Below are 19818 nucleotides of genomic sequence, written 5' to 3'. Positions count from 1 at the left end.
ATGTTGCGATGGCTTAAGCCATCGCCACATCTGCTTCAAACTTTTTTGCAGCCGCTTGACAGACCTCATTCACAACGTGTTCGGTTTCTTGCGCGATGCGACCTTCTTCATCGGTAGGAACCACCCATATTTGCGGACCTTTACCTGCATCGATACGACCTTCTGTGCCGCGTTTCAAGCTGTTATTTTGTTCTTTGCTTAAGTTGAAGCCGAAGTGCGGGAGGTAGGTCAAAGTTTTTTCACGGATATAAGCCGAGTTTTCACCGATACCACCGGTAAAGAACAGGCCATCAATACGCGGCAAGCCACAGCTTAAAGCGGCAAGTGATTTAGCCAGGCGGTAACAGAATACTTCAATGGCAATCGCGGCATCTTCATTGCCCTGTTCAGAGGCTTCAATGAGGGTGCGCATATCATTGGACAGATTAGATAAACCCAATAAACCACTTTGATTATTCAGCATTTTATCGATTTTATAAATGTCCCAGCCCAAATTGCTTGCTAGAAAGCTATGAATACTTGGGTCAACATCCCCACTACGGGTTCCCATCACGATACCTTCAAGTGGGGTTAAGCCCATAGAGGTATCAACACTTTGGCCATTCCAAATCGCACAAGTCGAGCTGCCGTTACCGAGGTGAGCCGTTAACCAGCCCCCTTGTTTGAAGCTGCCTGCCAGTTCTGAACCACGTTCAGATACATAAGCATGACTTGTACCATGGAAACCGTAACGGCGAACATTGTGTTCGGTATATAAGAATTTTGGTAAGGCGTAACGGAAAGCATGTTCCGGCATGGTTTGGTGGAATGCCGTATCAAATACTGCCACTTGTGGTAAATCAGGGAAAAGACGTTGGGTAGCTTCAATGCCGACTAAATGTGCAGGGTTGTGTAGCGGTGCAAGTGGTGTTGCCTGACGAATTTTTTCAATAATGTCATCAGTCAATAATTCTGCTTTGGTGAGCGTGCCCCCATGCACGATACGATGACCGATGGCGTCAGGTTTATAGTTGGCCAGACGTTCTAAACCCACTTCTAACGCTTCTTTATGATCCGCATTCGGAATACGAATATCAACAGGTTCGTTGCCTACAGTCACACCTTTGATCCGCGCTTCAGGTGTACCCAAATTCTCAGCCAAACCATGGATGCGGAATTCTTGATCTTCAAGCAATAATGCAAATTTAATGGATGAAGATCCGCAATTGATGACCAGTACTGACTTAGGCATGACGTATTCCTTAACTGAAAATTATCGTACTTGAATTGTTGTATTACCCCTGATCGTTGATATTCATTTTGCTAGGCATCATCCGATCTGTTTAATAGTTGTACCATGTGAGTTTTTATAGCCACAAGCTAGACTTTAGGTGATTAGACTTAAGCACTATCGACCAATACGATAATAATAATTAAAATTTATCAGCTGATAGTTTTCATTTATTAAATAGTACTGATAATTAAATAGTACTGAATCCTAAAGTATTTTTTTGTATGAATTTTAAAAATAACATGGGTGGTAAATTTTGAGCAGGCTATAAACGTTATTTTAATGCTTACTTTTGATATTTTATTTCTGACCAACGCACGATCACATAAGCAATCAATGCCACCATAAAAAATACCAGCATCATCCAGGCCAAGCCCTGTAGCGTTTCAATAATGGTTCGATAAATCTCGAGTACCCAACGTTCCTGGGTCAGTTCAATAACAATTTTCTTGTCATTGTCGGTATAGGTGAGTGGAGTTATGTATTTTTCCATATCGTAAATACGAATGCCGGAAGATGTGCCGACGACCATGCCTGCAAACTTGGTATATTTTGCCCAGGCTTCATGAATCGGATCGTTAATGATTCGAGCCAGAATCTGATTAATAGAATTGGAAAAAATTTTCATTACGGCAAAGGAAACCACTAATGCCAATACAAATGTGCTGATCATTAAATAATAAAACATCAATTTTTCCCTTTTATGGTTATTTTATCATGTTATGAAATTTAGCTTGGGGCATGCAGTCAGTGTGTTCAGCCTCGTTTTGAAGCTGAACACGAAATGTATTTATTAATTTCAGGAATTATTGGCGAATTTGGCCGTCACCAAATACCACCCATTTTTGCGAAGTCAGACCTTCAAGACCCACAGGACCACGGGCATGAATTTTGTCGGTAGAAATGCCGATTTCTGCACCTAAACCATATTCAAAGCCATCAGCAAAACGGGTAGAGGCATTAATCATGACTGAGCTTGAATCTACACGCGCCAGGAACTGGCGGGCAAGACTATAGTTTTCAGTAATGATGGCATCGGTATGATGTGATCCATATTTGTTGATATGATCAATCGCTTCATCAATCCCGCTGACCACTTTAATTGCCAGAATTGGACCTAAATATTCGGTGTACCAGTCTTCTTCGCTGGCAGGTTTAACGCTTGAAGAACCTAGAATGCGCCGTGTTTCACGACAGCCACGCAGTTCAACCTGTTTTTCTGCATACAATTCTGCAATATTAGGCAGAAAGTCTTCAGCAACTTTCTCATCGACCAGCAAGGTTTCCATGGCATTACATACACCATAACGATGAGTCTTGGCATTCAGCGCAATCGGTAACGCCTTTTGCAAATCTGCCTGTGCTTCAACAAAGACATGACAATTTCCATCCAGATGTTTAATCACCGGAATACGCGCTTCATTACTCACACGTTCAATCAGCCCTTTGCCCCCACGTGGAACAATCACATCCACATATTCAGACATGGTAATCAGATGGCCGACCGCAGCACGATCCGCAGTATTGATCACTTGTACTGAAGTTTGAGGTAAGCCCGATGTTTTTAAACCATGCTGAATGGCCTCAGCAATGGCTTGATTGGATTGCAATGCTTCAGAACCACCACGCAAAATAATGGCATTTCCAGACTTGAGCGCAAGTGATGCTGCCTCAAGGGTCACATTCGGACGTGATTCGTAAATCATGCCAACCACGCCTAAAGGCACGCGCATTTTACCGAGCTGAATTCCCGAAGGACGGTAAGCTAAATCAGTGATTTCACCAATGGGGTCAACCAGATTCATAACATCTTTTAGGCCATGCAGCATAGCTTTAAAGCGTGTGGGCGTAAGTTCTAAGCGATCAAGTAATGCACTGTCCAAATTATTGTTACGACCTAGAGTCATATCTATTTGGTTCGCAGCTAAAATTGCAGCTTCACTGCCTTGTAAAGCAGTGTAAATAGCAGATAAAGCATTGTTTTTTGTTTCAGTAGAAGCGCTTGCTAACACGCGAGAAGCTTGGCGTGCTTGTTGTCCTACCGTTTGCATATATTGTTCAATTGAATCTTGCATAGCGGTTTGATCACTTAAAAATTACACATTCGATAGTAACAGTCTGGAACAAGACAATGAAGCATCCATATAGAAAAAATCTTTGAAACTTTTCAAGCCATTCATATTTTGAAATTCTTTTGTTTGTAAATTTAGATGAGTGGTCGTGGAATAAGTTGCGTGTCAAATGATCCTCTGTATATTATAAAAAATAATGACATTGATGTCTGATAATTAAAGCAAATGAATGGACGCAGTGCAGTGCAGAAATTCTATATTTATTTTCTTGCAAAATAACAATAAGGCAAGAGTGGAGGAAGGGATATGAATTCCATGATCCAAATGGACTCGGAAGTACAAGAATCGAACACGAGTTTTGGCTTTTTTGATCTTTACCATAGAAACAGTTTTAAAGAGCCTGCACGTACAACGTGGATCAATGGTTGGAAAATTGAGTATATGGCAATTACTCAACCTGAAACGATTCACAACACTCCAATCGTCATTGTTGGCGGGGCATTTCAAAACTTCAATTCTTATAAATATTGTGTTGAACAATTGCTCAGTGCAGGTCCGATTATTCTCATTGATTTGCCTTCTATGGGTGCCAATCAACAAATTGCCAATCGTGATACAGGGGTTTCCGCCGGAACTCTGGAATTGCCGGACTTGGCACGTATGCTCGGTGAATGGCTGGATATAGAAAATTTGTCCAAGGTTTCGGTGATGGGCATGTCTCTCGGTTCAGTGGTGGCTTCAGGCTTAGCACATCAACGTCCTGAATTGATTGACCGCATGATTTTAATGGGCGTGATGCAAAAAACCCGTAAAAGCTGGCGCATGTTGTTGGAAGAGTCTTTGCATTTAATGAAAGAACAACGTATGGACGAGTTTGGTCAGGCGGTGATTTTGTATTTGGTCAATCATGCCAAAATGGATAAAACCCGCATGTCACCGACTGCAAAACGTTTATTCTTTAAACAGATGGCTGAATTTACTGCAACAGAGCAAGATCGCTATGAAATCAACTGTAGCCGCTTACTGCGTTTAATGGATGTGCCTATTCCACAATGCAAAGTACTGGTCGCATGTGGGCAATATGACAGTTTCACCTTGCCCCATGAAAATGCAAATTTTGCCTTGCAATGTCCTGACATGGAATTTGCCTTGATTGCCAATGCAGATCACGTACCGCAATTGCAGCGTCGTAAAGAAACCATGAGTTTGTTTGCAACTTTCTTACAGGCTCAGCCGATTCACACTGTAGAAGGGATTATCCCGATGACACGTGCGCAGTTACTGACCTTAGAACGTCGCGGTGAAGAGCGTATTACAGTACAAAATCCAATGACGATATTGACTCATCGTCATTCAGCATTGCAACTGCCCACTCATATTATTGATCTAAACTTCTTTGGGGTTCTACTTGAGTTTGCGGAAGGCTTAATTGCAAAAGCGGAGCAATATCCACGTGATTTAGCTTTGCATCTGGAAGATGAAGAAGGTCAATTCAAGATTGAATGTTTGATTTTTGAGGTAGGTGCAACACAAATTCGCGCCTTATTTAAACATGGCAGTTTTGAAGTGGCAGAACGTTTATTGCGTTATGTACAACGACAAAAAGAAGCGATGCTGGTACTGGAATCAGTCAGTTAATCGACTTTCTACTGAGTATAAAAAAACAGCGTATTTAACGCTGTTTTTTTATACTTGCATGAATCATCCAGACCAAATCACCCAGATGTTCATCACTAGCTAATTCATTCATCGTCTGGTCTTGAAAATACTGTTGAGGTTGAACAATAGTGATATTTTTAAAACCCGCTTGCTGGAAAAAGTCTTGCGCTTGCTGAGGATGAATAAAATGGAAACTAAACGCGCTGCGCGACATCCATTTCAATAATTTACTGCTAGCCCAAATAAAATTGGCCAGTTTATTTCTGACTGGTTCCGGATAAATATCGGTCAGGTACTGCAGTTCTTTAAAGTCCTGACCGTAATGTATAATCGCTTGCAGCAATTGCAATAGCATGTCTTTGTTGAAGTAGTTAATCAAACCTTCACTAATCACCAACAATGGGCGAGTGGGGTCAAATACGTGAAAAGCCTGTTCAAAATCTGCAGTGAATAAATCAACCGATAAAACTTCAGGGCTATTCACATCGATTTGTTTCAAGGCTTCAGTTTTGACTTTTGCCATACCGGGTAAATCAAGTTCACGATAATCAATGCTGGGATATTTTTGTCGAAAGTTCCAGCCGCGTGGTGATAAGCCACTGGCGATTTCAAGGACCTGTAAATCTGGGTGTTGCTCGATCAGTTGAGTGAGATGCTGATCAATCATGCGGTGACGCTGTTTTAGCGTGGTACGCATACTGCCACCGACAAATTTTTCAGCCCAACTTTCTAAAGGGTGAACCAGTTTGGCGAGCATTTTGCCTTTGGATGTCGCAAAGACCGGGTGGGAAATTCCCATGGTGTACCAAATATAGCCGGTGTAATGTGCAGTAAATGAAATGTGTCGATGTTCTGAAAGCGGTTGTGTCATGTCATCCTGACCTGTATGTTTTTGTAGTTTTAAATGTATAAGTGCTGTTTGATAGATCTCTGGTATGGTTGATTCGTATCTGTTAAAAGTTAACATCAGCAAATATATATAACAAGTCTATGGCTTTATTTTTGATTATCATAAAGAAAAAGGAACACCTTGTCGTGTTCCTTTTGTTGCATTAATTAAATGAATTTTTAAAGTTTTCGATAGTATCTCGAACTTTTTTCCATTCACTACCCAAGTCTAGTGCTTCGCCAACCGTAAGTTCAGGAATTTTCCCACGCATACGTTCCAGGCGTTCCTGATTTGGTAAAGCTAAGTCACGAATCCCCTCTAAAGCTGTACATGCTGCAGAGCGGTCGTTACATACCAAACCCATGTCACAACCGGCTTTAAGCGCAGCCTGAATACGGGCATCTGCGCCACCTGCCAAACAGGCTGCTTGCATGGTTAAGTCATCTGAAAAAAGTATGCCATCAAAGTTCAACGTTTGGCGTAAAATGTTTTGAATCCAGTAGGGTGAGAAGCCGGCAGGGTTAGGATCAATCTGATCATAAATCACATGCGCCGGCATGAGTGCATCCAGCTGCGGCATGAGCTGAATAAAGGTTTGCATATCCTTATTGTAGATTTCCTCATAAGAACGTGAATCTACTGGTGCTGCAACATGCGAATCCGCTTTAACTGAACCATGACCTGGGAAATGCTTGCCTGTATTGGCCATACCTGCACGTTTCATTCCTTTTAAAAAGGCGCTGGCAAGCGGGACAATATCCTGAATATTTTTGGCAAAGCCACGATCGCCAATTACATCGCTGACATCATTTAAGTCCAATACCGGTGCAAAACTAAAATCGATACCGACAGCAAGCACTTCAGTTGCCATCAACCAACCGCATTGCTCAGCCAAATCAACTGCTTTTTCATGCTCAGTGAGGTAGAGTTCACCCAGACGTCCCATGGCAGGAAGTAGGGTGAAACCCTGTCTTAAACGCTGTACGCGACCACCTTCTTGATCAACCGCAATTAAAATATCTGGTCTGATATGACGCATATGATCGGTTAAAGCACGAACTTGTTGGGGTGATTTTATATTTCGTGAAAATAAAATCATGCCACCTACTTGCGGTGTTCGTAATAGTTCAATATCTTCTTGAGTAAGTTCTGTGCCAGCGATGTCTAGCATCAATGCGCCAATCATATCGGTGTCCGTGTTGGAATTTTATAAAGAAAAAACAATACCCGAATTCTGCAATGATTTGCTACATTTTGACAGTGCAGAATATGATAAAACTACACGTCATACACATATTAAGTTGTTTAAAATTTTGAATATACTGCATTCAGGTTGAAAAACGACGTTGCAATATTGGTCAAAGACCAAGGAATTATGAATTATTTATGAAACTTCAAACATTAGCTTGTGCAGTTGCAATTGCGACTGGTGGATTTTTCTTTTCCCATGTAGTGAACGAGGCTATTGCAGCTAATGATACAGTTGCAGTTTCTCAAGCTATCCAACCTACGCAAGAACAAGCCCTTGTATCTCGCCAATTGGCGACGTTGGTTGACCGTCAGCATTATTTAAATCAACGTTTAGATGCAGCGACCTCTAATCGAATTCTTGATTTTTATTTAGATAGCTTAGATGCTGATCATTCATTATTTTTGGCCCCTGAAGTTGAACAATATAAGAAAAATTATGGTGCCAATTTTGGTGCTGCACTTAAAGCCGGGGATTTATCGGGTCCATATTTAATTCATGCTCAATATCGTGAACGTTTAAAACAGTTTTATGAGTTCATGCTGGCTGAGTTGAAGAAACCGCAAAACTTGAAACAACCGAATGTGTATATTGATACCGATCGTGAAAAAGCACCTTATTTCAAAACTGCTGCAGAACAACGAGCCCATTGGCAAAAAATGCTAGTGTCACAGCTCATCAATTTAAACATCAGTAAAGAGGAAGAGGCTGCGAAGCAAAAAGCGTTAAAAGATGATCCAGCTTTAGCCAATGGTCAGGATTTAGCCAGTCCTGAAGATTTAACCCCTGTACAAACCTTGACCAAGCGTTATACCCGCCAGCTTGAACGCATTAGCCGAATTAAAAGTGATGATGTATTGGACAAAACTTTAAATGCGATGATGTTGACTTATGATCCGCACAGTAATTACTTCCCGCCTGTAGATGCGATGGAGTTGAACCGTCAAACCACCTTGCAGTTAGAGGGGATTGGGGTATCAATTCGTCCTGAACGCGGTAATGAAGATTACACCAAGATTGAAACCATTGTTGAAGGGGGCCCGGCCAGCAAATCAGGTCAGATTAAAGCAGGCGATCGCATTATTGGTGTTGCGCAAGACGGCGACAAAATGGTTGATGTGATCGGTTGGGCAAGTAATGAAGTGGTGGGCTTAATCCGGGGTAAGCGCGGAACCAAAGTCAGCTTGCGTTTACTGGGTCCTGGTGCATCGATGGGTCAGGCGCGTACCGTAAGTCTGGTTCGTGATGTGATTCAGGAAGAGGATGCCGGTGTGCGTTCACGTACGGTTGATATTAAACGTGATGGTAAAAACTATACTTTTGGTGTAATTGAAATCCCGTCATTCTATTTGAACTATCGTGCGCGCCGTGCAGGCACAGATTATCGCTCGGTTTCTGAAGACACCAACAACGCTTTAAAAGCTTTGGCTGCTAAAAATGTGACCGGGATTATTATTGATTTACGTAATAATCCAGGCGGTTCACTTGAAGAAGTTGCGCGCATGCTGGGCCAAGTGATCAAGTCAGGTCCCGTGGTACAAATTCGTGACGGCAATGGTAAGGTCAGTGTATTTGAAGATGATGATGGTGGAGCACAAACTTATGCAGGTCCACTTGCCGTCATGGTTAACTTAGCATCGGCATCTGCCAGTGAAATTTATTCTGCAGCAATCCAGGATTATGAACGCGGTATCGTGATTGGCAGTACAACTACCGGTAAGGGTACAGCGCAAGTTCAACTGGATACTTTGGCACATGGTCAAGCGACCTTGACGCAACGTAAGTTCTATCGCATTACAGGTGGAAGTACCCAAAACAAAGGCGTAGTGCCTGATATTAAACTGGTAGATATCTACAACGAAGAATTTGGTGAGCGTAAAGCCAAGAATGCCTTGAAATGGGACACCATTCCAACGGCACCATTTAAGCGTGAAGGTTCGGTACAACCCTATGTACAAAATCTGGCTCAAATGTCGCAACAGCGCGTATTGGCTGATCCACAATTTAAATATTTAGAACAACGCAAAGCAATTGCCAAAAAAACAGAAGAGCAAAAACGTGTAGTTCTTGATATTGATCAGCGTAAAGCAGAGTTGCAGGCACTGGAACAAAAAACCTTAGAGTCAGAGAATCAGCGTCGTGCTGTAACCGGTCAAAAGCCGTATCCTAACTGGGAAAGCTACCAGGCCTCTATGGATGCGTTGATTGAATCACGTTCAAGAATGAAGGCTACACAAAGACCTGCTTTACCTGAAGAAGAAGTGTTTGTCATAGAGTCAGCCAATATTTTATTAGATTATGCAAAATTGCAATCTGGTAAAACAGCAGCAAACTAGGCTTACTCATTACATCTTAATTTTTTCAATATTCCGAAAAAACCAGTCAGTTCGTCTGACTGGTTTTTTTATTTATCCTTATATCGCTGGTTTTGAATCGAATCACTGTTTTTCAAATCAAGCGATAAACACCATGTATAAAATCCATCCGGTTGTTTTTTGATTAAAGCTGACGAAAAGTTTTTTTGATCAATGCTCAGTTTAATCGGTAAATAAAAAACGACTTGAATAGCAGAAAAGATGAACGGTGTAAGGATAATAGTCAAAAGGTTGATCTATTTTTCTATAATTAAAATAAATAAATTCATAATAAAAATGAATGGCGTAAATAGCACTTGACCAAAATAGAATAGTATTAGATGCTTGTTTTAATTGATTGTTTTTATAAGTATTCTGTAAGGGTGGAAGTTTTGTGAAAAGGTAAATGGTATTAATAACGTGGATTAAAAGAAGAAAGATAACCTATACGGAAGCTTGATATGGCTCATATGCATTATGATTATAGCCTCGTGGTATGTTCAGTTATTGTTGCTGTTTTGGCCTGTTATTTTGCAGTGTCGATTGAACAATCATTATTCTGTGGTTTACGTCAACAATATGAAAAGACGCTTCTTGTTATAAGTGGCTGTATGCTGGGTGCTGCAATTTGGTGCATGCATTTTGTGGGCATGCTTGCCTGTTATTTGCCTGCTGAATACTCTTTTGACTACAGCCTGACTTTTCTATCTTATGTGATCGCATTTATCACTTCTACCTTTGCGGTGTGGCTTACTACCCGAGCAACCTTGCCATTTTTACGCCTTGTTTTAGGTGCGGTACTGATGGGATTGGGTATCGCGGGGATGCACTATACTGGAATGATGGGTTTAGTCATGGATCAACATGAAATTTATTATGATCCATTATTAGTCATCTTTTCAGTCTTGATCAGCATAAGTGGTTCAGGCTTATCATTTTGGCTGACTTTCAAATATAAAAATGCAGTGCATAAAAGACTGCATATTAAATCTTTCATTGCTTTCATAATGGCACTGACGATTGTTAGCATGCATTATATGGGAATGGCTTCTGCCGCTTTTTACTCGATTGATGCGGATCAACTGGTTTCAAATTATAGAAATGGACAAGGGTTAATTTTATTTAGCATTATTTTTGTAAGCAGTTTAATTCTGGTGGGTGCATTTACCGTAGCGGTCTTGGAACAGCGCTTGGAAGCGCGCAATAAACAGCTTGCTGAAGCCAATCGTGAACTTGCCAACCAAGCAGTTCAGGATAACTTAACCCGATTGCCCAACCGTTTATTTCTGGCTGAATATTCACATTTGCTCTTTACTGCGCATCGTTATCGAGATGAAAAAATTGCATTTCTTTATATTAATTTAGATCGCTTTAAGGCAGTGAATGATGTATTTGGACATCATGTCGGTGACCAATTGTTGGTTCAACTCGCTGCACGCATTCAGCATATACTCGCAGAAAATGAAAAATTGTTGCGTATTGGTAGTGATGAATTTTTGATGGTACTCGAAAGTGCAAGCATTGAACAAGCCGTCGAAAAGTCAGAGCAAGTATTGAGGTTGATCCAAGACAGTTTTTTAATTGCCGGCAAAGAAATTAATATTTCGAGCAGTATCGGAATTGCGATGTATCCCGACCATGGCAATAATTTACAAGATTTGTTGATCAATGCTGATGCTGCAATGCGGATGTCTAAATATCAAGGTAGAAATACCTATTCGGTATTTAGTTATAGTGTGGGTCAACAAGAAGCTAAAAGCCAAACCAAACTGATCAATGATTTATATAAAGCCGTTGAAGAAAAACAGTTTACGCTATTTTACCAACCCAAATTTAGTACCAAAAGCCATGAAATTTGTGGTGTAGAAGCGCTAATCCGCTGGAATCATCCGAGCTTGGGGTTGTTGCCTCCGAATATGTTTATCGAGGGTGCGGAAAAAACCGGACTGATTATTCAAATGGGTTATTGGGCACTCGAGCAAGCCTGTAAACAAATTCAAATTTGGGAACGAAATGATACAAATTATTTTCCGCTCGCGGTCAATTTATCAGCGGTGCAATTTGAACATAAACATCTGTTTTCAACGCTTGAGCGCTTATTTGAAAAGTATCCAATTAATCCCAATCATTTAGCCATTGAAATTACTGAATCTACTGCGATGCATCATATCGATGCCAGTATCCGAAGTTTTGAGCGCCTGCGTCAGATGGGCATTAAACTGGCCATTGATGATTTTGGTACGGGACATTCGAGTTTCTTATATTTAAAGAACCTGCCTGTAGATGAATTGAAAATAGACCGAGAATTTATTCGTGATCTGTCCGTTGGTTCAAAAGATGAAATGATTCTAGAAAGTATTATCCAGTTAGCGATAAAATTGGGCTTGGTGGTCACAGCGGAAGGGGTAGAAACACCATCGCAGGCAGATATCTTAACCCGTTTAGGTTGCCAGCAATTGCAAGGTTACCTGTTGGGAATGCCGGTGAATGTGGATCGATTGGAAAAGAGCAAATACGCGCTACCTATTTAAGATTGGTCAATTTTGAACAAGTTTAGTTCATTTCAAAAGTTTGATGATCTGCTACAATATCGCCAAATTTTTATATTGATCAGTTCTGATCTTTTACACTGCCATTCTGCAGTAGGTATCTTTCATGAGTTTTAAAGACGAATTAGCGGCACAGGTCGCGCAGCGACGGACGTTCGCGATTATTTCCCACCCCGATGCTGGTAAAACCACCATGACAGAAAAACTGTTGTTGTGGGGTAAAGCGATTCAGGTTGCCGGGATGGTCAAAAGCCGTAAGTCAGACCGTGCTGCAACGTCTGACTGGATGGAAATGGAAAAAGAACGTGGTATTTCCATCACGACCTCGGTTATGCAGTTTCCTTATAAAAAGCATGTCATTAACTTGCTTGACACCCCGGGGCATGAAGACTTCTCGGAAGATACTTACCGTACCTTAACTGCAGTTGACTCTGCACTGATGGTGATTGACGGTGCAAAAGGTGTCGAAGAACGTACCATTAAATTGATGGAAGTGTGTCGTATGCGCGACACGCCAATCATTTCTTTCGTCAACAAAATGGACCGTGAAATTCGCGAGCCATTAGAATTGCTTGACGAGATTGAAAACGTGTTGAAAATCCGTTGTGTACCATTGACTTGGCCAATGGGTACAGGGCGTGATTTTGCCGGTGTTTATAATCTTTTAGAAGAAAAATTTTACGTTTACAAAGCCGGGTTTGGTTCGACCATTACCGATATTGAAATCCGTGATGGTTACGATTATCCAGACTTGCGTGAAAAAGTCGGTGATCTTGCTTTTGCTGCCTTTGAAGAATCTTTAGAATTGGTGCAAATGGCCAATGATCCGATTGATCGTGAGCTATTCTTGCAAGGTAAGCAAACCCCAGTCTTGTTTGGTACCGCTTTAGGCAACTTTGCAGTGGATCATGTTTTGGATGCTTTCATTAAATGGGCACCTGAACCGAAGGCGCATCCAACCAAAGAACGTATTGTAGAAGCGACTGAAGAAGGTTTCACCGGCTTCGTATTTAAAATTCAGGCCAATATGGATCCGAAACATCGTGACCGTATTGCCTTTATGCGAATCTGCTCAGGTAAGTATGAAAAAGGTTTAAAAATGAATCATGTCCGTCTGGGTAAAGATGTGCGGATTAGTGATGCATTAACCTTCTTGGCTGGGGAGCGTGAACAGCTCGAAGAAGCTTGGCCGGGCGACATTATTGGCTTGCATAACCACGGGACCATTCAGATTGGAGATGCTTTTACATCGGGTGAGGATATTCACTTCACTGGTATTCCACACTTTGCACCAGAAATGTTCCGTCGTGTACGTTTAAAAGATCCGCTAAAATCCAAGCAATTGCAAAAAGGTTTGAAAGAACTTTCTGAAGAGGGGGCGACTCAGGTATTTATGCCGCAAATCAGTAATGATTTGATTGTGGGTGCAGTCGGTGTACTTCAGTTTGAAGTGGTCGCGTATCGCTTGAAAGAAGAATACAAGGTTGACTGTGTTTACGAGCCGGTAAACATTAATACCGTACGTTGGGTGACATGTGCGGATGAAAAGAAATTCAACGAATTTAAGAAAAAAGCGCATGACCAATTGTCGATTGATGGTGGTGGTCACTTGACTTATCTGGCGCCAAGTCGTGTGAACTTGCAACTTATGCAAGAGCGTTATCCAGATATTCAATTCCGTGCTACACGCGAACACTAAACATAACGAAAAATAAAACAGCTTCTTTATGAAGCTGTTTTATTATGTAGAATCATTAATATAGATACATATATACAGATTAGTCACTTTAGAAAAAGAGTTGTAAGCATGAATGGGAAAATAGTGGGCGCATCAGTGATCGCCATCGGTCTGATACTCAGTGCTTGCGATGCTTCAAAAAAACAACAACCAGATCAATCACATGAAAAGTCTGAATCTGCAGTGTTGAAAACTGAGAAAGCAGAAGTTTTACCGTATTTAAATATTCAAGAACAAGAGGCAAAAATTGCTTTACCCTTTTGTGAAACCAAAAATTGTATTGATCTGAGTATTCAAACCGTACATACCGAAGATGCCTGGTTAAATGACTGGATTGCAAAAAGCCAAGCGGTGGTGATCCAGGATCAGGTCGGCATGAAACAAAATATGAGCCTGCAACAAGCCATCAATGCATACGTAAAAAAATCGGATGCATGGCAAGCAGAATTTTCCAAAAATAAAGCCTATGAACTCTCGATGTATACTCGAATTGCCTATCAGCGTAATCAATATGTGCTGATGCAATTAGGTGTGGATACCAATCAAGAAGGTATTAAGGTTAAGGAACGTTATTACTTCTTTGTGGCCGACCGTAAAAAACATAAACCAGTGGCTTTATTGGAAGTGATTGAGCCCAAGCAGCAAAACACGATGAATAACCTTGTGCAGCAGGCCTATCAAAAATGGCTAAAAGATCAAACCACAGAAGTGAAACAGAAAGCACCTAAAAAACTGTATTGGGGGCAGGCTGACTGGTTCTTTGATCAAGAAGGGATAGGTTTGCATTATCGTACCCATGAAATTGTTCAGGATGGCAAACAACTGGATATTTATTTAAGCAACGAACAAACGCAACAGATATTGAAAGCTGATGTGTATCAGCATATGTTCTAGTAATCCGTAGTAAATACAGATTTCTAACAGAAATCAGTTTACCCGATTAAAATGATAGGTCAGATGATGCTAAAAAATAAAACAATCTTTACCATGAGTATGCTTGCAGCAGCAATTGCATTGAGTGCCTGCCAGCCTAAACCTACTGAGCCTAAACAGGATCAAGCAGCAGCATTTGAAGCGGTTCAAGCTGAAGGATTAAAATTGGTAGGGGACGTTGAAAAGTTAACTTTAGATTTGCCGGAATGTGATGGCAACAATTGTCCTGAAATTTCGATTGAACGTCTTTTCAGTAATCAGGCTTTTATTGATGACATTATTGACCAGCAAATTTTAAAGCAGCTGGATCAGATTTTAGAGATTTCTCCAAAGTTGCAGAAAGAAAATCAGCAGGCAACAGTAGCAGTAAGTTCAAAAGATTCTAAAGCTCAGGTTCAAGCTGCTGAACAATCCGCATCACTCGCGGTTGAAACACCAAAGCAGAAAATGGAACAACAGGTTGTCCCTTATTTGGCGAATTTTTTAGCTTTGGATAAAGAGCTGAAGGCTTTAAGTGCCAATCATCAAATCAGTTTAATGATTAAACCAAAGATCTTAAATGCTGACTTGCCTTTAGCGACTGTGGTTTTAAATTCGAGTAGTTATTTGGGTGGGGCACATGGTTCATCATCACAGCGCTACTATAATTTTGATCTGGAAAAGAAAAAGCAGGTTGTGCTGAATGATATTCTAGGGCCAAATCAAAAAGCGGCTTTGGAAAAGAAAGCGCATGAGATATTTAAAAACTGGGTGATTGAATCCAAGTTGGCGAATAACATTGAAGAATATGAACAGGCATGGAAATTTACCTTATCGGATAATTTTTATTTATCCACCCAAGGTTTGATTTTGCAGTATGGTGAATATGAAATTGGCCCCTATGTGGTGGGATTGCCGCGTTTGACCATTCCTTATGATCAATTACAAACTGTGCTCAAGAAACAGTATTTACCTCCAGTTGAAGCACCAGCAAGTGCAGCTATGGAAAATAAAGTTCAATCTTAATGCCTTATCCATTGTTTGATACCCACACCCATTTTGATGTTGCCGATTTTGATCATGATCGGGAACAACTGGCGCATGCAGCAAAAGCAGGGGGGGTTGAACGGTTGATTTTAATTGGTTTTGTACAGTCTCGCTTTCAAACTTTAATTCAGACTCAGCATTTTTTAAATCAATTACAAGATGCGCCTAAAAGCTATTTGGCACCAGGTCTGCATCCTTTTTATATTGAACAGCACCAAGCATCCCATCTTGCCGATTTAGAGGGACTTTTAAAAGCTGAATTGTGTGTAGCCATTGGTGAAATTGGTCTGGATACTTTTTTAAAACAGCACAAGCAAGCTGGTGCTTTTCAAAAGCAACAAGATTTTTTTTCTGCACAACTTGAATTGGCGCAACAATTTGATAAGCCCGTGTTATTACATATCCGTAAATCGCATGCTGAAACCTTGTCTATCTTGAAACAGCATCAGTTTAAACTGGGCGGTATTGCGCATGCGTTTAGTGGCGGCCTACAAGAAGCCAAGGCTTTTATCAAACTGGGTTTCAAAATTGGTATCACTGGGCAAATCACCAACCCGAATGCAAAAAAATTACATGCCGTAATCCAAGAAATTGGGGCTGAACATTTGGTCTTGGAAACCGACTGTCCGGATATGACGCCCCTATGTTGTCAAAGTTCTACCGAGCAACGTACCCGAAATACCCCGGTCAATTTACCGCATGTTTTAATGGGCGTGGCACAATTTCTTGATCTTACACCCGATATTCTTGCCACAAAATTATGGCAAAATTCACTTCAGGCTTTACATCTTGATTCTTAAAAGATGTTATGAAATAACCTTTTATCTATAAATATTGGTATTTGATTTCATCATTTGCTATGAATATATTTTGCTTGTTTCGGCGGTTTTTATGGAATATTGCAAAGATCCATTTTCTATTGTTAAAACCTGTCTATACTATTTTAAAAATCCAAATGAAAAAGAATGAGTGAATTATGCAAAGTAATAACCCCATTTTGACCCGGGTGGAAACCCAAAGTGATTTTAACCAGACCATGACGGTACAAGGCGCGATTCAAAAATCTGTATTACTGACAGTGATTGCTGCTGCGGTGGGTTTGTCTCTGTTTTTTTATAGCTTCATGACCCTAAATTTATCACTGGCCTATGCCGGGGCAATGATCGGTGCGATTGGCGGATTGATTCTGGCACTCATCGCGACATTTAAGCCGAACACGGCACCGGTATTGGCGATTCCTTATGCCTTGTTTGAAGGTGCCTTTTTAGGAGGGATTTCAGTGATCTTCCAGATGAAATTCCCCGGCGTACCATTACAAGCTTTACTGGCTACTTTTGTTACGACATTGGTGATGTTTGCCTTATATCGCTTTCAGATTATTCGTGCCACAGAAAAATTTAAAGCGGTAGTGTTGTCTGCATCCATTGCGATCGCAATTGTCTTTGTGGTGCAAATTGTCATGCGTCTGGCTTTTGGCTCAAGCATTCCTTATATTTTTGAAAGCAACTGGCTGGGGATCGGATTTGCTGCATTTGTCGCCGTGATTGCTTCTTTAAATCTGATTCTAGACTTTGACCTGATTGAATCATCAGCTGCGCAGTACGCACCGAAAGCGATGGAGTGGCTGTGTGGTATTGCCTTATTAGCAACTTTGGTCTGGATGTATTATTCCTTCCTGCGTTTGCTTGGTTTATTACAGAGTAATGATTGATCCTCTTTAATGCGAAATGAATTTAAATAAAATGCTCCTACATCTAGGGGCATTTTTATGATTTTTACAGAACATGGTAAAAAAGGTGCATTATGCAATTTCGCAAATGCTCCAGACTTGGCATTATGCTTATAAATTATTTTGAGTGAGATTCACATGGCACAAGGACTATTGGCGGGTAAGCGCTTTTTAATCGCGGGTGTTGCAAGTAAATTATCCATTGCATTTGGTATTGCTCAAGCATTACACCGTGAAGGTGCAGAACTTGCATTTACGTATCCAAATGAAAAATTAAAAAAACGGGTTGATGATTTTGCTGCACAGTTTGGTTCAACTTTAGTTTTCCCTTGTGACGTGGCCGTTGATGCTGAAATTGACCAGGCTTTTCTAGACTTGGCGAAACATTGGGATGGTTTGGATGGCGTAGTTCATTCCATCGGTTTCGCACCAGCACATACTTTGGATGGTGACTTTACCGATGTTACCGACCGTGAAGGTTTTAACATTGCCCACGACATTAGTGCATACAGCTTTGTTGCGATGGCACGCGCTGCGAAACCTTTACTCAAGGTTCGCCAAGGTTGCTTGCTGACGTTGACTTACCAAGGTTCTGAACGTGTGATGCCAAACTACAACGTGATGGGTATGGCGAAAGCATCTTTGGAAGCAGGTGTGCGTTATTTAGCATCCAGCTTGGGTAGCGAAGGTATTCGTGTGAATGCTATTTCAGCAGGTCCAATTCGTACACTTGCTGCATCAGGCATTAAATCTTTCCGTAAAATGCTCGATTTAAATGAAAAAGTTGCGCCACTTAAACGTAATGTGACGATTGAAGATGTGGGTAATGCAGCATTATTCTTGTGCTCGCCTTGGGCAAACGGTATTACTGGCGAAATTATGTATGTTGATGCAGGCTTTAATACAGTGGGTATGAGCGCAGGTTTGATGGCGGATACTGAATAATCATCTGTTAGTTCCCTCTCCCTTGCGAACTCAGAATATATTCTGAGGATTCTCATCTCCTAAAAGGAGAGGGAGTTTAGCCAATAAAAAAGACCGCATATACGGTCTTTTTTATATGAGGTCGGCTTAAATGATTAAGCTTGACCTTCAGCAGCGGCAACTTGAGCACGTTGCATATTTGCTTCAAATTCAGCATCGAAGTTAATTGGGGTAAGCAACAATTGCGGGAAGCTTCCTTTAGTTACCATATCGTTGACAGCTTCGCGTAAGAATGGGAACAAGATATTTGGGCAGTATGCACCCAAAATATAAGGAAGACGTTCTTCTTCCACACTATCCACCAAGAAAATTCCTGATTGGGTGACATCAACAATGAATGCTGTTTCCCCAGCGTTATTCGCTTGAACAACCACTTGTAACGCAACTTCATAATGGGTTGCATCAATTTTTTCTGCAGAAGAAGACAGGTTGATATTTAATTCAGGCTGCCATTCTTTGGTAAATACTTGAGCCCCAGGTACTTCAAAAGAAATATCTTTAGTATAAATACGTTCAAGTGCTAATTGCGGTTGAGCTTGTTGTTCACTCATTTTTTAATCCTTAATATGAGGGTGACTTAATAAAACTACTAAGCCAATAATTCGTTGAGTTTTCCTTCACGCTCTAAAGCATAAAGTTGATCAAAACCACCGATAAATTGGTCGTTAATAAAAATTTGTGGAACAGTACGGTGATTGGTGCGTTGCATCAATTCCATACGTACTTCAGGCGCTTCTTTAGATAAATTAATTTCTTTATATGCGATGCCTTTACGCTCAAGAAGTTGTTTCGCGCGAACGCAATAAGGGCATACAGATGTTGAATAAATTACGACTTCAGCCATTAAAATATCTCCTTAAGCGAATTATTTACTTTTAATGAGGGGCAAACCTTGAACTTTCCAGTTGTTTACGCCGCCATCTAAACGGTAACTATCAGCATGACCCACTTGTTGCAAAGCTGTACCTGCGATTTGACCGAGGTTACAAATAAACACCAGTGGGCGATCCGAAGATTTTAACTCTTCAATATGGCTTGTAAGTTGGCTATATGGAATGTTACGGCTACCGCTGATATGACCTTCACGAAAGTCTTTCGCATCGCGTAAATCAATCAGCATGGCATTTTTAGCTTTGACTAAAATACCCAAAGACTGTGGTGAAATCTTACGACCATTACGTTGTCCTTCTAAAACGAAGAACAAAACAATGAGAACCCCAAGTGTTCCAAACAAGAAGGGATGATTCCCCATAAATTCCAACCAACGTTCCACAAGTCACCTAATTACAATTTAAAATTGCGTAGAGTATAGCTCATAAATATGGCGATCAAAATCGCCGCTTCAAGGGCTAAGGGTTAAGAAAAA

Annotated in this window: 17 protein-coding genes; 9 read left to right on the top strand and 8 right to left on the bottom strand. The window is 40.9% G+C overall.

Annotation, left to right across the window (positions count from 1 at the left end):
- Window positions 1–13: 13 nt before the first annotated feature.
- The 3 genes from ACKI4H_RS05965 to ACKI4H_RS05955 form a co-directional block, all read right to left on the bottom strand.
- On the bottom strand, window positions 14–1231 hold the full coding sequence (locus ACKI4H_RS05965) for an acetate/propionate family kinase (protein ID WP_407304445.1): 1218 nt from the start codon (window positions 1229–1231) through the stop codon (window positions 14–16).
- A gap of 325 nt (window positions 1232–1556) precedes the next feature.
- Entirely contained in the window at window positions 1557–1958 is a 402-nt protein-coding gene (locus tag ACKI4H_RS05960; RefSeq protein ID WP_407304444.1) for a hypothetical protein, read from the bottom strand.
- A 118-nt stretch (window positions 1959–2076) separates the two neighbouring features.
- A complete protein-coding gene (locus ACKI4H_RS05955) occupies window positions 2077–3345 on the bottom strand; it encodes a glutamate-5-semialdehyde dehydrogenase (RefSeq protein ID WP_407304443.1) in 1269 nt (422 codons plus the stop codon).
- 303 nt (window positions 3346–3648) lie between these two features.
- On the opposite strand from ACKI4H_RS05955, the gene ACKI4H_RS05950 reads away from it, so the two are divergent.
- Window positions 3649–4980: an alpha/beta fold hydrolase gene (locus ACKI4H_RS05950; protein WP_407304441.1), complete on the top strand. Its 1332-nt coding sequence runs from the start codon at window positions 3649–3651 to the stop codon at window positions 4978–4980.
- 34 nt (window positions 4981–5014) lie between these two features.
- Here the strand turns inward: ACKI4H_RS05950 and ACKI4H_RS05945 are convergent, their stop codons facing one another.
- Both ACKI4H_RS05945 and nagZ read right to left on the bottom strand, forming a co-directional pair.
- Complete coding sequence (locus tag ACKI4H_RS05945) at window positions 5015–5872, bottom strand: class I SAM-dependent methyltransferase (protein WP_407304440.1); 858 nt, start codon at window positions 5870–5872, stop codon at window positions 5015–5017.
- A 181-nt stretch (window positions 5873–6053) separates the two neighbouring features.
- Window positions 6054–7076 carry a beta-N-acetylhexosaminidase gene (gene nagZ, locus ACKI4H_RS05940; RefSeq protein ID WP_407304439.1) on the bottom strand — a complete coding sequence of 341 codons (1023 nt, stop codon included), beginning with the start codon at window positions 7074–7076 and terminating at the stop codon, window positions 6054–6056.
- Between the two features lie 200 nt (window positions 7077–7276).
- Here nagZ and ACKI4H_RS05935 point away from each other — a divergent pair, with 200 nt between their 5' ends.
- The 8 genes from ACKI4H_RS05935 to ACKI4H_RS05900 all read left to right on the top strand — a co-directional run bounded on the left by ACKI4H_RS05935 (window position 7277) and on the right by ACKI4H_RS05900 (window position 18413).
- Entirely contained in the window at window positions 7277–9475 is a 2199-nt protein-coding gene (locus ACKI4H_RS05935; RefSeq protein ID WP_407304438.1) for a carboxy terminal-processing peptidase, read from the top strand.
- A gap of 479 nt (window positions 9476–9954) precedes the next feature.
- The gene (locus tag ACKI4H_RS05930; protein ID WP_407304436.1) at window positions 9955–12024 is read left to right on the top strand and encodes an EAL domain-containing protein; all 2070 of its coding nucleotides are present in this window, start codon (window positions 9955–9957) and stop codon (window positions 12022–12024) included.
- A gap of 124 nt (window positions 12025–12148) precedes the next feature.
- Window positions 12149–13741 carry a peptide chain release factor 3 gene (locus ACKI4H_RS05925; RefSeq protein ID WP_407304434.1) on the top strand — a complete coding sequence of 531 codons (1593 nt, stop codon included), beginning with the start codon at window positions 12149–12151 and terminating at the stop codon, window positions 13739–13741.
- A gap of 108 nt (window positions 13742–13849) precedes the next feature.
- Window positions 13850–14674, top strand: a complete 825-nt coding sequence (locus ACKI4H_RS05920; protein ID WP_407304433.1) for a hypothetical protein — start codon at window positions 13850–13852, stop codon at window positions 14672–14674.
- Window positions 14675–14740: 66 nt separating this feature from the next.
- Window positions 14741–15718, top strand: a complete 978-nt coding sequence (locus tag ACKI4H_RS05915) for an RsiV family protein (RefSeq protein WP_407304460.1) — start codon at window positions 14741–14743, stop codon at window positions 15716–15718.
- Entirely contained in the window at window positions 15718–16539 is an 822-nt protein-coding gene (locus ACKI4H_RS05910) for a TatD family hydrolase (protein WP_407304431.1), read from the top strand. Before ACKI4H_RS05915 ends, ACKI4H_RS05910 begins: the two co-directional genes overlap by 1 nt.
- 176 nt (window positions 16540–16715) lie before the next feature.
- Window positions 16716–17450 (top strand): Bax inhibitor-1/YccA family protein, encoded by a 735-nt coding sequence (locus ACKI4H_RS05905; RefSeq protein WP_407304430.1) that lies wholly within the window; start codon window positions 16716–16718, stop codon window positions 17448–17450.
- 156 nt (window positions 17451–17606) lie between these two features.
- Window positions 17607–18413: an enoyl-ACP reductase gene (locus tag ACKI4H_RS05900; protein ID WP_407304429.1), complete on the top strand. Its 807-nt coding sequence runs from the start codon at window positions 17607–17609 to the stop codon at window positions 18411–18413.
- 134 nt (window positions 18414–18547) lie between these two features.
- Here ACKI4H_RS05900 and secB read toward each other — a convergent pair whose 3' ends face one another.
- The 3 genes from secB to ACKI4H_RS05885 are packed head-to-tail and all read right to left on the bottom strand — an operon-like array spanning window position 18548 to window position 19725.
- Window positions 18548–19003, bottom strand: coding sequence for a protein-export chaperone SecB (secB, locus tag ACKI4H_RS05895; protein ID WP_131216434.1), 456 nt, complete (start codon window positions 19001–19003; stop codon window positions 18548–18550).
- A gap of 38 nt (window positions 19004–19041) precedes the next feature.
- Complete coding sequence (grxC, locus tag ACKI4H_RS05890; protein ID WP_407304427.1) at window positions 19042–19296, bottom strand: glutaredoxin 3; 255 nt, start codon at window positions 19294–19296, stop codon at window positions 19042–19044.
- Between the two features lie 21 nt (window positions 19297–19317).
- Entirely contained in the window at window positions 19318–19725 is a 408-nt protein-coding gene (locus tag ACKI4H_RS05885) for a rhodanese-like domain-containing protein (protein WP_407304426.1), read from the bottom strand.
- Between the last annotated feature and the right edge of the window lie 93 nt (window positions 19726–19818).

The sequence above is a fragment of the Acinetobacter sp. genome (genome assembly GCF_045628685.1).
GTDB lineage: Bacteria > Pseudomonadota > Gammaproteobacteria > Pseudomonadales > Moraxellaceae > Acinetobacter.
This window is presented reverse-complemented; position numbering and strand designations above follow the sequence as displayed.